At 33.0% G+C, this 15,274-nt stretch carries 13 protein-coding genes; 10 read left to right on the forward strand and 3 right to left on the reverse strand.

The genetic code is table 11. The features are described from left to right. Positions 1–87: 87 nt before the first annotated feature. The 3 genes from ABYI63_RS05860 (at position 88) to ABYI63_RS05870 (ending at position 5,395) form a co-directional block, all read left to right on the forward strand. Complete coding sequence (locus ABYI63_RS05860; RefSeq protein WP_372754422.1) at positions 88–2,610, forward strand: PIG-L family deacetylase; 2,523 nt, start codon at positions 88–90, stop codon at positions 2,608–2,610. Between the two features lie 114 nt (positions 2,611–2,724). Then, the gene (locus ABYI63_RS05865) at positions 2,725–4,431 is read left to right on the forward strand and encodes a sodium:solute symporter (protein ID WP_372754424.1); all 1,707 of its coding nucleotides are present in this window, start codon (positions 2,725–2,727) and stop codon (positions 4,429–4,431) included. Beyond that, a complete protein-coding gene (locus tag ABYI63_RS05870; protein ID WP_372754426.1) occupies positions 4,412–5,395 on the forward strand; it encodes a Gfo/Idh/MocA family protein in 984 nt (327 codons plus the stop codon). The genes ABYI63_RS05865 and ABYI63_RS05870 overlap by 20 nt, the downstream gene beginning before the upstream one ends. Positions 5,396–5,470: 75 nt before the next feature. Here the strand turns inward: ABYI63_RS05870 and ABYI63_RS05875 are convergent, their stop codons facing one another. Next, positions 5,471–6,055, reverse strand: coding sequence for a hypothetical protein (locus ABYI63_RS05875; protein WP_372754428.1), 585 nt, complete (start codon positions 6,053–6,055; stop codon positions 5,471–5,473). 207 nt (positions 6,056–6,262) lie between these two features. Further along, positions 6,263–8,194, reverse strand: a complete 1,932-nt coding sequence (locus ABYI63_RS05880) for a helix-turn-helix domain-containing protein (RefSeq protein ID WP_372754430.1) — start codon at positions 8,192–8,194, stop codon at positions 6,263–6,265. Between the two features lie 226 nt (positions 8,195–8,420). Here ABYI63_RS05880 and ABYI63_RS05885 point away from each other — a divergent pair, with 226 nt between their 5' ends. Beyond that, the gene (locus ABYI63_RS05885) at positions 8,421–8,846 is read left to right on the forward strand and encodes a hypothetical protein (RefSeq protein ID WP_372754432.1); all 426 of its coding nucleotides are present in this window, start codon (positions 8,421–8,423) and stop codon (positions 8,844–8,846) included. Then, a complete protein-coding gene (locus ABYI63_RS05890; RefSeq protein ID WP_372754434.1) occupies positions 8,836–9,036 on the forward strand; it encodes a helix-turn-helix transcriptional regulator in 201 nt (66 codons plus the stop codon). The genes ABYI63_RS05885 and ABYI63_RS05890 overlap by 11 nt, the downstream gene beginning before the upstream one ends. 61 nt (positions 9,037–9,097) lie before the next feature. On the opposite strand, the gene ABYI63_RS05895 is transcribed toward ABYI63_RS05890, so the two are convergent. Next, on the reverse strand, positions 9,098–9,949 hold the full coding sequence (locus tag ABYI63_RS05895) for a DUF2911 domain-containing protein (RefSeq protein WP_372754436.1): 852 nt from the start codon (positions 9,947–9,949) through the stop codon (positions 9,098–9,100). 173 nt (positions 9,950–10,122) lie between these two features. On the opposite strand from ABYI63_RS05895, the gene ABYI63_RS05900 reads away from it, so the two are divergent. The 5 genes from ABYI63_RS05900 (at position 10,123) to ABYI63_RS05920 (ending at position 15,265) form a co-directional block, all read left to right on the forward strand. Next, positions 10,123–11,022 (forward strand): alpha/beta hydrolase, encoded by a 900-nt coding sequence (locus tag ABYI63_RS05900; protein ID WP_372754438.1) that lies wholly within the window; start codon positions 10,123–10,125, stop codon positions 11,020–11,022. Positions 11,023–11,145: 123 nt separating this feature from the next. Next, complete coding sequence (locus ABYI63_RS05905; RefSeq protein ID WP_372754440.1) at positions 11,146–11,802, forward strand: TetR family transcriptional regulator C-terminal domain-containing protein; 657 nt, start codon at positions 11,146–11,148, stop codon at positions 11,800–11,802. A gap of 6 nt (positions 11,803–11,808) precedes the next feature. Continuing rightward, complete coding sequence (locus ABYI63_RS05910) at positions 11,809–13,119, forward strand: ABC1 kinase family protein (RefSeq protein ID WP_372754442.1); 1,311 nt, start codon at positions 11,809–11,811, stop codon at positions 13,117–13,119. Then, entirely contained in the window at positions 13,119–13,754 is a 636-nt protein-coding gene (locus tag ABYI63_RS05915; RefSeq protein ID WP_372754444.1) for a flavin reductase family protein, read from the forward strand. Before ABYI63_RS05910 ends, ABYI63_RS05915 begins: the two co-directional genes overlap by 1 nt. 86 nt (positions 13,755–13,840) lie before the next feature. After that, positions 13,841–15,265, forward strand: a complete 1,425-nt coding sequence (locus ABYI63_RS05920) for an SDR family oxidoreductase (protein WP_372754446.1) — start codon at positions 13,841–13,843, stop codon at positions 15,263–15,265. Positions 15,266–15,274 lie beyond the last annotated feature (9 nt).

The following is a 15,274-nucleotide window of genomic DNA, read 5'->3' on the forward strand; positions in this document are numbered from 1 at the left end:
CCAGTTTACAAAACCGTTAAATAAAAACTAAAACCAGCACTTTTGCTGGTTAGTTTTTTATATTTGGCTGAAGTTAACTATGTAAACATGCGTAAATTTTTACTTTCTTTTATATTTTATTTTCTACTATTTTCAATATCACAAGCCCAAAAACCTACAAAACCTTCATCCTCAGAAATTTTTGAATCCGTTCAAAAACTTAATTTTTTAGGTTCAGTTTTATATATTGCTGCGCATCCAGACGATGAGAATACCCGCCTGATTGCATATATGGCAAATCAAATAAAGGCACGTACAGCCTACTTGTCGCTAACACGTGGTGATGGCGGTCAAAATCTCATAGGGCCAGAAATTAGAGAGCTTTTGGGGGTAATACGAACGCAAGAATTGTTGGCTGCACGTCGTATTGATGGTGGCGAACAATTATTTACCCGTGCTAACGATTTCGGATTCTCTAAAGACCCAGATGAAACTCTAAATATTTGGGACAAAAAAAAGGTATTGAGTGATATTGTTTTAGCCATCAGAACGTTTAAGCCGGACATAATTATTAATCGATTTGACCATAGAACGCCTGGAACAACCCACGGACATCATACTAGTTCTGCTATGCTAAGTTATGAAGCTTTTGATTTGGCAGCCGATAAAAAGGCTTTTCCTGAATCCATACAGAAGGCTGGTATTTGGAAACCAAAACGATTGTTTTTCAATACAAATTCTTGGTTTTATCGAAATCAAGAAGAATTTGATAAAGCCAATAAGGACAATAGAATTAGTTTTGATATTGGCACTTATTATCCACTAAAAGGCATGTCCAATAACGAAATAGCGGCTTTGGCTAGTAGTCAACATTTATGTCAAGGTTTTGGTCGTTTAGCCCAAAGAGGCACACAGCATGAATATGTTGAGTTTTTAAAAGGAGATGCACTTACATCTAATAATATTTTCGAGGGAATTGATACTTCTTGGAATCGTGTAAAAGGAGGAAAAGCCATTGGAAATATCTTGTATGAAGTTGAAAGAAACTTCAATTTTAAAGATCCGTCTGTGCATATTCCAGAGCTCTTAGAAGCTTATAAATTAATTCAGGCTATAGACGATTTACACTGGAAAACTCAAAAAACAAAGGAGCTAACAGCTATAATTGAAATGAGTGCAGGCTTATATTTAGAAGCAGTGGCAAATTCACCTTCATCTACATTAAATCAATCGGTAAAAATAACCATAGAAACCTTAAATAGAAGTAGTCAAAATATAGTTTTGGAAAGCATTACCCAAGGGGACGGAAAAACAGTTTTAAAAGAGTTAGAACTGAAAAATAATGATTCTAAAAGTTTTGAAACTGCGTATGCCATTGGCTCTAAAGAACCTTATACCTCACCTTATTGGCTAAATAAAAAGGGAACTTTAGGTATGTATGAAGTAGAAAATAGAGATTACATAGGCAAACCAGAAACACCTAGAAATGTAGTTGTAAACTTCAACCTGAGAATAAATAATATACCGTTTAGCATAAGTAAACCAGTGGTTTATCGTTATTCAAAACCAGATAAAGGGGAATTGTATCGTCCGTTTGAGGTTATTCCGGAAGTTTCGGCAAAAATTTCTGAAAAAGTAATTATTTTCAACAATGATAAACAACGAGATATTACCGTAATTGTGAAAGCTGGACGCGATAATTTAGAGGGATTCGTATCTGTTAATCATCCAAAAGATTGGCATGTTTTTCCTGAAAAGCAAAAGGTAAGCATTGCTCACAAGGGAGAAGATCAGCAATTAACCTTCACGGTTATCCCTCCTAAGAATCAGAGTGAAGGGTATATAAACCCAATTGTTCATGTAAACGATTCCGAATACACAAAAGAACTTATTGAAATTAGCTACGAACACATACCATTTCAAACCGTTTTATTGCCAAGCGAAAGTAAAATTGTAAGATTAAATATTAAAAAGAAAGGTGAAAATATTGGTTATATAGCAGGTGCTGGTGATGTTGTTCCAGAAAGTTTACAACAGATTGGTTATCAAGTAAAAACGATAAAATTAGAAGATATAAGTGCAGAATCCTTAAACCAGTTTGATGCTGTTGTAGTGGGTATTCGAGCTTATAACACTTTGGAGAATATTGAATTTAAACAACAAATACTATTTGATTTTGTTGCTAAAGGTGGAAATATGATAGTTCAATACAATACAAGCAGAGGTTTGAAAACAAACAACCTAGCCCCCTATAAGTTGAAACTATCTAATGACAGGGTTACAGATGAAAACGCGGAAGTTCGATTTTTAAATGGAAACCATCCACTTTTAAATTATCCGAATAAAATTACCCAACAGGATTTTGAGGGTTGGACGCAAGAACGTGGATTATATTTTCCTAGCGAGTGGGGGAGTGAGTTTACACCAATTCTCTCTATGAACGATTTGAATGAACCTGCTAAAGATGGTAGTTTATTAGTAGCAAAACACGGAAAAGGGTATTACATATACACAGGACTTAGCTTTTTTAGAGAATTCCCTGAAGGGGTTTCGGGAGCTTACCGATTATTTGCAAATATGCTTTCCATTGGGAAAGAAGATTTAAAACCAAACACAAAACTAAATAACTAGCTATGAGTGATGAAAAACAAACAAAACAACCTTGGTTAAAGCTGTACTCCATTGTTTTAATCGCTAATGTGGTTTATATTATTGCGTTTTACCTAATCATGCAAACATTTTAATATGCAATTAAACTGGATAGATTGGGCAGTGTTAATTGCAACCTTATTGGCAATTGTAATATATGGTACCTGGCAAACAAGAGGTAGCCAGAATGTACAGGATTATTTAAAAGGAGGGAATACTTCAAAATGGTGGACCATCGGGTTATCCGTTATGGCAACACAAGCAAGTGCCATTACATTTCTATCAACACCCGGACAGGCGTTTAATGATGGTATGGGCTTTGTGCAATTCTACTTTGGGCTACCCATTGCAATGGTGGTTATTTGTATGGTGTTTATTCCTTTGTACCACCGGTTAAATGTATACACGGCTTACGAGTTTTTAGAAAAACGTTTCGATTTAAAAACCAGAACCTTAACGGCTATTTTATTTTTAATTCAACGTGGTTTAGCCGCAGGAATTACCATTTTTGCTCCTGCTATTATTTTATCGGTGGTATTGGGTTGGGACCTGTTAACCCTAAATATATTAATAGGTGTTTTAGTTATTATTTATACGGTTTCTGGAGGTACTCGTGCTGTAAACGTAACACAAAAGCACCAAATGGTTGTTATTTTTATAGGCATGCTTATCGCTTTCTTTTTAATTGTTGATAAGCTTCCGCAAGACATAACCTTTACTAAGGCTTTAAGCATTGCAGGTGCTAGTGGTAAAATGGAAATCTTAGATTTCTCATTCGATTTAAATAATCGTTATACAGTTTGGAGTGGTTTTATTGGAGGTACCTTTTTAATGTTATCTTATTTTGGGACCGACCAAAGTCAGGTGCAACGGTATTTATCAGGAAAATCAGTAAAAGAAATGCAGTTAGGATTAATTTTTAACGGCCTTTTAAAAGTGCCTATGCAGTTTTTTATACTGTTAGTAGGTGTGATGGTATTTGTTTTTTATCAGTTTAATGAAGCGCCTATAAATTTTAATCCAACAGCAACGGCAGTTGTTTTAGATTCCGAATTTTCAGAAGATTATAAATCACTTCAGAAAGAACAACAAGTCGTTTTCAATAGCAAACAAGCTTATATTAACACATTTGTAAACTCAGATTCTTTTGAAGCTTCAAGCTATATTTCAAAAGCAAATAAAACCAACGATTCTATTAGGAATGAAGCAAAACTGCTAATTGATAAAGCCGCTAAAAACAAAAATATTAAAGTAGAAAGTAATGATAAAGATTACGTGTTTATTCACTTCATTCTTAATAATTTACCTCGCGGCTTAATAGGGTTGTTACTCGCTGTTATTTTAAGTGCAGCTATGTCTAGCACGTCAAGTGAGTTAAACGCTTTAGGATCTACTACAACTATCGATTTGTATAAGCGAAATACCAGCGAAAAATCTGAAGAACATATGGTGAAAGCATCTAAATGGTTTACGTTTGCATGGGGTATCATAGCTATAGGTGTTGCTTGTGTTGCCAATCTTGCCGAAAATTTAATTCAGTTAGTTAATATTATAGGATCTATTTTTTACGGCAATGTTTTGGGCATATTTTTGCTCGCTTTTTTCTTTAAATTTGTGAAAGGACAAGCTGTGTTTATTGCTGCTATTATAACTCAATTTATAGTAATAGCCTTGTTCTTCCTTAATGAATACGAAATAATTAATTTGCCATTTCTATGGCTAAACTTTGTGGGCTGTGCTATTGTAATTACCATATCATGCTTACTCCAATTAAATGATGAAAATGACAGAATCACCACTTAAAACCATAAAATGGGGCATCATTGGTTTGGGCTCTATTGCTAACAAATTTGCTACAGATTTAGCTACCATTCAAGATGCTGAACTTCATGCAGTGGCATCCAGAGACCAAGAAAAAGCTGATTATTTTGCTGATAAACACAATGCTAGAAAGGCTTATAATAGTTACGAAGCATTGGCCAACGATCCAGAAATTGATGCTGTTTACATTGCAACACCGCATGCTTTACATAAGGATAATGCCATCATGTGTTTAGAAAAAGGCATTGCTGTATTAGGTGAAAAACCCTTTGCTATGAACGCCCAAGAAGTTGAGGAAATGATAGCAAAAGCTAAAGAGAAGAATGTCCTTTTAATGGAAGCGCTGTGGACCTATTTTTTACCGCATTACCAGTATGTTTTAGAAATTTTGAATAAAAAAACTTATGGTAGTATATTAAAAATAGAGAGTGATTTTGGTTTTGAGCGTTTGTACAATACAAAAGCAAGGTTGTTTAACAAAGCCTTGGGTGGCGGTAGTTTGTTAGATATTGGTATTTACCCAATTTTTACAACATTATCTACTTTAGGTTTGCCCAATAAAATGGATGCCTCGGCCACTTTTTTTGAAAATGGTGCGGACTCAACTTGTAATATGGTTTTTAATTATGAAGGTGGTGTAACAGCTCATTTAAAAAGTTCATTGGTGGAGGTACTACCTACTGAAGCCATTTTTTATTGTGAAAAAGGCACTGTGAAAATTAACACACAATTTCATTGCCCTTCAACCGTCACTTTAATTTCTGATGGCAAAGAAGAAGTTAAAGATTTTGGATATAATACTATTGGTTATAATTATGAAACCATCCATTTCAATCAGTTAATTAGAGAGGGTAAAACGGAAAGTGATGTTATGACTTTTGAGTTTAGTAAAAACCTCATTAAAACTCTTGATAATGTTAGAGACATCATTGGACTGGAGTATTAAAATGCACTTAAAGCTTCTAAAAAATAAACCCCACATAAACTGCAGGGTTTTTCAAAAATAATACATAGGTTAATTTTATTTTTCTAAGCTCATTGTGTAAGCGTTGTCATTATTTCCTTTTGAAGTGATTTTTAAATTTTTTGTTTCATTATTATTTAAAATTCGAATTTTATATGTTTTCTTTACACCTTTTATTTGGCTATAATTTACATTGTGTACTACCTTTAAAAAATGACTTTTAGGATATTTCATTAAAATAGAATTGACCATTTTTTTAGGAATTTTAATATCGGTGTAGCGTTCTTTAGTTTTTAAAATTTTGCTTTCATTATCATAAGTAGCTATAATGTAGCCCTTGTCGCCTCTAAATATAGTTTGATAGGTTTCCTGCACGCCATCATAGTTCGGAGAGTTCTTAACGTCGTATCTAGATGCCATGGCTTCCAACAATTTTACGTCATATGCTGTAGTTTCATCGTTCACTTTGTCTAGATATACATAATTAAGATTAATCACAGGCTCATCTATTGCATTCTTAGTTACATTTTGAGTAATTACGACATCCTGTAGCTTCACAGCTTGGATTTTGTCTTGTTTTTGTTGTGAAAATCCTTGGGTGGTTAGGCCAAATAATAATAAACCAACTAATAAATTTTTCATGACTTAAAGTTTTAATGGTTAATGAATTTTGTTGAAACAAAGGTGAAGTTTTAAACAATGCAATACTTAACGGTCATGTTGTGAATTGTTTAATCAATGAATTTAAGAGTTTTAATTATTATTTAAAGTCTTTAAATGATGTTGCATTTTATGCTTATAGTAAGTGATTTCCGAATAAAGAAGTGTTGTTGTAGGAGTTTGAGTGTATTATTTTAAATTTAAGAATCCGACTTTTTTACAAAGTAGTTTGTATCTATAATCGTCTTTAAGTTGCAGTAAGTTTGGGTCTGCTTTTAGCCAAATAAGATCTACTTCATGTTTTTTAAATGCTATGTTAAGCCATTTAAAGGCTTCATCGTGGTTGCCTATACGAGCATAATAATGAGCAACAAAAACATTAATTTCAGGTTCACCACTATTTGCTCTTAGAATAACTTCATTTAATAAGTCTTGCGACTTTTCATGATTCCCTTGATTATGATAAACCACAGCTAAATGAATTACCATCGAGGCATGTCTTTTTTCTGAGATTAACAGACCCGTTTCCAGAATATTCTGTGCCGTTTCATAATCTTCCATTGCAAGGTAGAGGTTTCCAAAATGATCATACAAGGCATCATAGCTTGGATGAAGTTTCAAACCAATGTTCATTAAATGTTTCGATTCTTCTATTTCACCTTTATAGAACAAGGCATAAGGTAAACTTCTCCAATTAATATTACTATAATTCTCATCCATAGATTGTTCTTCAAGAATTTCAAAATAATTTGTAACAATTTTTTCAGAATTTCCCATGATGAAATAAAACCCATCGCTAACGTATTTATCCCCCAAATCGTCTAATTTTTTAAATAGGGTCTCGGATTTTTTAAAATTCCAATCAAAACTAGCATCATAAGCTAAATATTTTAACAATTCGTAATTATCTGGACATAGCTGAAGCGCTTTATCAAAATATGGTTTAGATAATGTATTGGCTTCTTTTTTGGTAATATTACCGCCCCAAATTCCCATCAAACTATAGGTTAGACCAACATTATAATAGGCTTCGGCAAAGGAGGAATCTAATTGTATGGCTTTTTCAAAATATCTTCGGGAGGCAACATGACTTTTTGAGGTCCAACTTGAAAAAATTCGTTTTCCAATTAAGTAATTTTTATAAGCTTCTGTGTTATTAGTTAAAGGTTTTTCAATTTGCTTTTGTTCCTCTTGTGTAATATCGGCATCCAATTGTTTAGCCACCATTTCAGCAACAAGCGCCTGTATTTTAAATATTGAATCGGATTTGCCTTCGTATTCCGATGACCAAAAAAGTTTATCTGAAGGTCCGTCTATTAGCTGTAAATTGATTTTTATATTATTTGCAGATTTCTGGAAACTAGATTCTAAAATGTAATGCACATTAAGATTATCGGCTATTTCAGGCATGGTCATTTTACTATTTTTATAATGCATCATCGAGGTATGTGAAATAACCTTTTTGATACTTTTTATTTTTGAAAGTCTTGAAATAATGGCTGTGGTCATTCCATCACAAAAAGCCTCATCATCATTATTTCCACTTATATTTTTAAATGGTAATACTGCAATGGAGGTTATTGTATTACTTGCTTCTTCCGTAATGTTTAAGTTGTCATGAATCGGATAAGCATATTTATAATAGGCAAAACTAACGAATAACATTAATGCTAAGGCGCCTATAATATAAGTTCTTAGGTTATAGATTCTTTTCTTTATAATAATTGTGTCTGAGTTCTGTTTTGGTGAAAAATTGTAAATATTACTTAAACTTTTCGAGGGATTTCTGAATTTGACTTCACCAGGTGGGTATCCATAGTAATCATGAAAGCAAGTGCTAAAATAACTCGGACTTCCAAAACCGACTTTATAGGCTATTTCAGAAGCCGTTGCTTCATTGTTTTGAAGCATTTCCATAGCTTTTTTTAAACGAAACTCTCTTATAAATTGGCTAGTAGATTTACCTGTAATGGCATGAAGTTTTCGGTGTAATTGTGATCTGCTCTTTCCTAAGGAAGCTGCCAATTCGGCCACAGTAAACTTTTCATTCTCAAGATTAAGCTCTATAAGATTGTTTAGTTTAACAAGAAATTCTTGTTCTATGGATGGGTTGCTGGTCATTTTTTACTGCCATAACTTTTTATAAGGTATAGGGAGACAATAGATTAACTACTAAGTTAAGAAAATTAAAGAACAATTGAGCATAAAAAACAAGGTATCCAATGGTATAAAACAAGTTTAAGATTGGAAATGTTAATTAATAATAATTTTTATTAGTAAAAAACACTTGTCTATATGTAAAGTTTGTTTTACTTTGGTTAAATAATTCACTTTTAAGCTCACATTTATGAAATCGAGTTATTTATTACCAAACAAGTATAAAACGATTGGATGGGTCTTTTTTTTATCAGGAATTATTTCAGGCATATTTCTTCAAATTTACGATTCGCCGGAAAATATTTTTGATATTGACATTATTAACAATTTAGGTTTTGAATATCTGGATGAAGTTATCTCTGTCCTAATTATAATTGGTGGGCTAATTGTGGGCTTTTCAAAGGAAAAGGTAGAAGATGAATTTATTCATAAACTAAGACATGAATCATTAGTGTGGGCTATCATTCTAAATTATATCATTCTGTTTTTTACTGTATTATTTTTATATGAAGGTAACTTTTTTACTGTGTTGGTGTATAATATGTTTACGCCATTAATTTTCTTTATTGTGCGCTTTAATTTTTTAAAAATGAAATCGAGTAGCGATGAAGAATAATTTAAAAGTACAACGAGCCATCCATAATTACACCCAGGCAGACTTGGCCGATAGTATTGGGGTAAGCAGACAGACCATTAACGCTATGGAGAAAAATAAATATGTACCATCAACAGTATTATCATTAAAAATTGCAAAGCTTTTTAAATTACCAGTAGAAGAAATTTTCTTTTTGGAAGAAGACGATTAAAAAAAAAGAGCTACCCAAAAAAGTAGCTCTTAATTACATATATTATTCTAGAATTCTAATTCTATAAATTTCCCCATTCTTTTAGAGAGTCCTTGTTCATTTTTACATAATCTGAATTTCCCGCTTTTTCTGCAGCAGCTAAAGATTTTTTAGCGGCCGCAATAGCCCCTTTCTTATCACCCGCTTTAGCGTAAATTAGCGATTGTTGTCTAAGTTGCCAAAAGGCTACTTTATCGCCAGCCATGGTTATAGCCTTGTCAATCCAAATTTTTGCCTGAGAAATATCTTTACCTTCTTGTAGATAGTAAACTGCAGCAGCATAATAATCGTTAGAAGTAGGGGTGCCGTTCATTACATCATTAATGTTAGTAAGTACCATATTATCGGTAGGAACGTCTATTTGTACTCCAACATATAAATTTTCCCATAGAATGCCTAAAACAGCAGAGCTATTGGTTAAATCATCAAAAGTGATGGTGAACGTTTCAATTTTTTCAGAAACTGGATACACCTTTGTATTTACCATGGCTACAACTTTTGAGTCGTCCCACACTTTAGGAAGTCCGTTATTTGTGGCATCACTATAAAAAACAACGTTCCATGAAGTTTCGTTAGGTGTAGCAAAAATTGCATAGGTACCAGCTTTTACCTCATTACCACCTATACTAACATCGGTGCTAAAAGTTATTTTTGTATTGGCATTAGCTCCTAAACGCCAAAGTTTTCCATAAGGTACTAAATCTCCAAAAATAACGCGATCTCTCATTGATGGTCTCGAGTATTCTAGAGTTATCTGTGTTAGTCCAACTTTTTGTTCTAATTTACTAAACGGACTAGGTTGTGGTGTTACAATTTGGGCATTAACAGAAAAAGTTGCTGTTATTGCTAAAACGATTAATAGTAGTTTTTTCATTTTTCAGTTTGTTTTATAGTTTAAATTATAATATATAAAATTAATCAATAGGAAACCCTAAAATGTTAACAAAAGCTTAAATTAAACTTATATGATGTCGGAGTTTCCATTATCATTTTTAAGACTTATTTTAGCCAAAAATTATAGCCTCAATAATACCTTTATATTTCAAAATGATTAAAAAAGCAATTACCGTTCTTTTCTTATTTGCCTCGTTTATAACTGTTTCACAAACAAGATATGTGGATAGAGTTTTTGAAAACGTAGCCGTTAAGACCTATAATTATTCTATAAAGGATAAAGATACTTTAAAATTAGACCTTTATCAACCGGTTAAAGATTCGATACTTAATAGAGCGCTGTTTGTGATAGTACATGGTGGTGGTTTTACTTCAGGAGAGCGTAATGATGGTGCTTCCATTTATTTAGCTGAAAATATTGCTAGAAAAGGATTTGTTGTAGCTTCTATTGATTATAGATTGGTGAAAAATAAACCCATTAATTGCAGTTATTTGGCAAGTGATAAGCAAAAAGCATTTAATAATGCTGCCGAAGATCTGCTGAATGCCTTGTTATTTATTGTAAAACGAAAAAATAATTTTTTAATTGATGACACTAAAATAATTTTAAGTGGTGCTAGCGCAGGAGCGGAAACAGTGTTGAATGTAGTTTACAATAGAGATTTAGTTGTTAAGAATAAAGACTTCTACAAGGATATTAAGCCAGCAGGAATCATCTCGTTATCGGGAGCTGTATTTAAACCAGAAATGATTGTAAAAGAAAATGCCATTCCAACGGTGTTATACCACGGGGTTAATGATAAGGTGGTTCCTTATGGTACGAGCTCGCACCAATCGTGCATGCCTACGGCTCCTGGTTTTATGTTATTAAGCGGTTCTAAAGTTATTTCTGAAAAATTAGAATCATTAAATTGTAGTTTTTTGCTTCATAGTTATTTAAATCGAGGGCACGATATCTTTAATTTACCCATAGAAGATTTTTATCAAGGTTTCGTGTTTATTAATAACACGGTCTTTAATAAGAAATTTTACCAAGCCAAGGTTACGCAATAAGCTATTTTTCTAAATGTTTAGCAAGCTAATTTTAGGGTGAAGCTATCGTGGCTTGTTAAATTTTGTTTAATTAAAATTGAAAAACGTTAAACATTTTGTATATTTGCTGTATAAACATTCGTTATGGCAAAAAAGAATACAATTTCAGAAAGCGACATCATATCATTATACATGGATTATGTTTTGGAACATAATGCCAATCCAAATTCGGTTTATGTGTTCGCAAAATCCAATAATTTCGAAGAGGCCAAATTCTACGAGTTTTTTGGATCGTTTGATGCTATTGAAAAACATATTTTCAAAACGTTTTTAACAAATACACTTTCCGCTTTACATGCTAGTGACGATTATTTGTCTTTTGATGCTAGAAATAAACTGCTTAGTTTCTATTTCACTTTTTTTGAAAATTTAACGGCAAATAGGAGTTATGTTGTGTATGTGCTAGAAAAACACAAAAACAGCTTGAAAGGCTTGTCGATATTATCTGAACTAAAATCTGGTTTCACCAATTATATTAAAGACTTGGGAATTGAAACCATCGACATCAAACAAGAGCAGCTTGAAAAAATTCAAAACAAAGCCATTCAAGAATCCGCTTGGGTGCAATTACTACTTACTTTAAAATTCTGGTTAGAAGACACTTCGGCCTCTTTTGAAAAGACTGATATTTTTATAGAAAAATCGGTAAATACAAGTTTTGATGTATTAAACATTGCGCCTTTAAAAAGTGTTATTGACTTTGGGAAATTCATTTTCAAAGAAAAAATACACATGAACTAAATTAATATGAAAACAATCGATTCTATTCCTGTTTCAAAAATACAGCGTGCTTCAAAATTAGTTTCAACTGGTGCAAAGGTTGGTGTTAACTATTTGAAATATTATGGAGATAAATTAACAAAAACCGAAGATGAAGCACGTTCTAAACTGAATGAAAACAATGCTGAAGATATTTATGATGGCCTAAAACAACTTAAAGGAAGCGCTCTAAAAGTGGCTCAAATGTTAAGCATGGAAAAGAGCATTATGCCGCAGGCTTATGTAGAAAAGTTTTCATTATCCCAATTTTCGGTACCACCATTATCAGCACCACTAGTGCTAAAAACATTTAAAAATTATTTTGGTAAACTGCCAAATGAATTATACGATTCCTTCAACGCAACTTCTGTTAATGCTGCAAGTATCGGTCAGGTACATATTGCAGAAAAAGATGGGAAAAAACTTGCTGTGAAAATCCAATACCCAGGAGTTGCACAAAGTATTGCGTCCGATTTAGCTTTGGTAAAACCCATAGCTATGAAAATGTTCAATATTAAGGGTAAGAACTCGGATAAATACTTTAAAGAAGTTGAAGGAAAGTTAATTGAGGAAACAAATTATGTGTTAGAAATGAAGCAAAGTAAGGAAGTTGCTTCTGCATGCGCTCACATTTCTAACCTATTGTTTCCGCAATACTATGAGGAGTTATCTTCCGAACGCATTATTACGATGGATTATATGCATGGCGAACATCTTTCAGAATTCGCCGCTTATAACACCAATCAGGACACGGCCAATAAATTAGGGCAAGCGCTTTGGGACTTCTATATGTTTCAAATTCATAACCTAAAAAAGGTACATGCCGATCCGCATCCTGGTAATTTTCTGGTTTCGAAAAAAGGCGAATTAATAGCCCTTGATTTTGGTTGTATGAAAACCATTCCAAATGATTTTTATAAGCCTTATTTTGAATTGGCTGAACCCAAAAACCTTTCCAATGCAAGCTATTTCAAATCTAAATTATATGAATTGGAGATTTTACGAGAAGACGATTCTAAAGAAGAATTAGCCTTTTTTACCGAGATGTTTCATGAGTTGTTAAGTTTATTTACACAACCGTTTCAGGTAGAAACATTTGATTTTTCTGATAGCGATTTCTTTGGAAAAATTGCCGAGTTAGGTCAGCGATATTCAAAAAGCACCGAACTGCGTAAAATGAATGGTAACCGTGGTTCCAAACATTTTATTTATATGAACCGTACCTTTTTTGGTCTCTATAATTTAATGTTCGATTTAAAAGCAAAAGATATAAAAATCAATAATTTCAAAAATTTATAATGCCACATTTCAGTTTAAACGCTATCCAACAATTAGAGCATTTATACAAAATCAATCTCATAAATAGTTGTTCCGGATTTAAATCTGCTAATTTAATTGGTACAAAATCGGCTAAAGGGAAATCTAATGTGGCTATTTTTAGTTCTGTAACGCACATAGGTTCCGATCCAGCATTGTTTGGTTTCTTTTTAAGGCCTACTACTGTAATTCGAAATACCTATGACAATATTAAGGAGACTGGTTTTTTTACCATCAATCACATACATGAAGCGATCGTGGACGATGCGCATCATACGTCAGCGAAATACGATTCTAATGTTTCGGAGTTTGATGTTACTGCTCTAGAAGAAGATTACAGAAATGATTTTTATGCACCTTTTGTGAAAAATTCGCCGGTACAAATGGCTATGAATTATGTGGAAGAATACCCAATACAGGCTAATGGTACCATTTTGCTCATTGGAGCTATTAAGGATTTGTATATTGAAGATGAATTGTTGGAGCAAGATGGATTTGTAAACCTTTCAAAAGCAAATGTTGTGTCTATTAATGGGTTAGATGGTTATTTAATTCCTAAATTTAAGACAAGATTGCAATATCAAAGACCCAAAAAAATAGTGCAATCCAACATGTAAACTCATGTAAGGCATCAACTAAAATTCGATTCTAAGGAAAAGAGTGTTAGCGTGCAGCATGTGTTCAAAATAAAAATTAAATACACATGAAAATTCTTGTTACAGGCGCTACAGGCTATATTGGCAAACGGTTAATTCCTATTTTATTAAATGAAGGACATCATGTAGTTTGTGCTGTAAGAGATGCTTTAAGAGCAGACAAAACCTATTTGGATGATAAGCATATTAGCATAGTTGAAGCCGATTTTTTAAAACCGGAAACTTTAATAAATATCCCATCGGATATTGATGTGGCTTATTATCTGATTCATTCCATGTCCAACTCATCCAAAGATTTTGAGTCGCTGGAAGCCCAATGTGCAGAAAATTTCAGGACGTATTTTGAAAAAACAGAACTGAAGCAAACTATCTATTTAAGTGGAATTACCAATGAAGAAAACCTATCCAAACATTTGCAATCCAGAAAAAATGTTGAAGATTTATTGGCATCAAAAAAATATGCATTAACGGTTTTTAAGGCAGGAATTATAGTTGGTTCTGGAAGTTCTTCATTTGAAATTATTCGCGATTTAGTTGAGAAATTACCTGTAATGATTGCGCCCAAATGGTTGAACACAAAAACACAACCATTAGCCGTGCGAGATGTGCTGGCATTCCTCTCCAAAGCCAAAGGGAACGAGCAACTTTATAATAAAAGCTTTGATATTTTTGGTCCGGAAATTTTAACCTACAAACAAATGTTATTAGAATTTGCCGAAATAAGGGGGTTAAAGCGCTTTGTTTTAACAGTTCCGGTAATGACGCCAAAATTATCGTCGTATTGGCTTTATTTTGTAACCTCTACCTCTTATAAATTGGCTTCAACCCTAGTAGATAGCATGGGTGTGGAAATTGTTGGAAAACCAAGTGATATCAACACAATTCTAAACATTAAGCCCATAACTTACAAAGAAGCAGTAGCGTTAGCCTTCGAGAAAATTGAGCAAAATAGTATCGTTTCTAGCTGGAAAGATTCCATGGTTAGTAGTGGACGCCTAAAAAATAGTCTTCACAAATATATTAATGTTCCAAAATATGGGTGTTTTAAAGATTTTAAAAAAAGACCAATTATAAATGAGGAGAAAACTATTAATAAAATTTGGTCCATAGGAGGTTCTACTGGTTGGTATTATGGTAATATTTTATGGAAGCTTAGAGGTTATTTAGATAAGTTGGTTGGAGGCATTGGTTTACGACGAGGAAGAACACATATTTCAGATTTAAATGCGGGTGATGCTTTAGATTTTTGGCGCGTTATTTTTAGCGATAGGAAAGAAAAAAAGCTGTTGTTGTATGCTGAAATGAAATTACCTGGTGAAGCTTGGTTGGAGTTTAAAATTGAAGATGGCTTTTTAAAACAAACAGCAACGTTTAGACCTCGTGGACTTTGGGGGCGTTTATATTGGTACAGCGTATTGCCTTTTCATGGGCTTATTTTTAAAGGCATGATTAATAAATTAGTTGAAAATTGAAAAAACAAC

The sequence above is a fragment of the Mariniflexile sp. genome, assembly GCF_041583155.1.
Lineage (GTDB): Bacteria > Bacteroidota > Bacteroidia > Flavobacteriales > Flavobacteriaceae > Mariniflexile.

Coding starts and splice junctions, on each gene's coding strand:
- ABYI63_RS05860 (WP_372754422.1), top strand. CDS start 88: ATGCGTAAATTTTTACTTTCTTTTATATTTTATTTTCTACTATTTTCA.
- ABYI63_RS05865 (WP_372754424.1), top strand. CDS start 2,725: ATGCAATTAAACTGGATAGATTGGGCAGTGTTAATTGCAACCTTATTG.
- ABYI63_RS05870 (WP_372754426.1), top strand. CDS start 4,412: ATGACAGAATCACCACTTAAAACCATAAAATGGGGCATCATTGGTTTG.
- ABYI63_RS05875 (WP_372754428.1), bottom strand. CDS start 6,055: ATGAAAAATTTATTAGTTGGTTTATTATTATTTGGCCTAACCACCCAA.
- ABYI63_RS05880 (WP_372754430.1), bottom strand. CDS start 8,194: ATGACCAGCAACCCATCCATAGAACAAGAATTTCTTGTTAAACTAAAC.
- ABYI63_RS05885 (WP_372754432.1), top strand. CDS start 8,421: ATGAAATCGAGTTATTTATTACCAAACAAGTATAAAACGATTGGATGG.
- ABYI63_RS05890 (WP_372754434.1), top strand. CDS start 8,836: ATGAAGAATAATTTAAAAGTACAACGAGCCATCCATAATTACACCCAG.
- ABYI63_RS05895 (WP_372754436.1), bottom strand. CDS start 9,949: ATGAAAAAACTACTATTAATCGTTTTAGCAATAACAGCAACTTTTTCT.
- ABYI63_RS05900 (WP_372754438.1), top strand. CDS start 10,123: ATGATTAAAAAAGCAATTACCGTTCTTTTCTTATTTGCCTCGTTTATA.
- ABYI63_RS05905 (WP_372754440.1), top strand. CDS start 11,146: ATGGCAAAAAAGAATACAATTTCAGAAAGCGACATCATATCATTATAC.
- ABYI63_RS05910 (WP_372754442.1), top strand. CDS start 11,809: ATGAAAACAATCGATTCTATTCCTGTTTCAAAAATACAGCGTGCTTCA.
- ABYI63_RS05915 (WP_372754444.1), top strand. CDS start 13,119: ATGCCACATTTCAGTTTAAACGCTATCCAACAATTAGAGCATTTATAC.
- ABYI63_RS05920 (WP_372754446.1), top strand. CDS start 13,841: ATGAAAATTCTTGTTACAGGCGCTACAGGCTATATTGGCAAACGGTTA.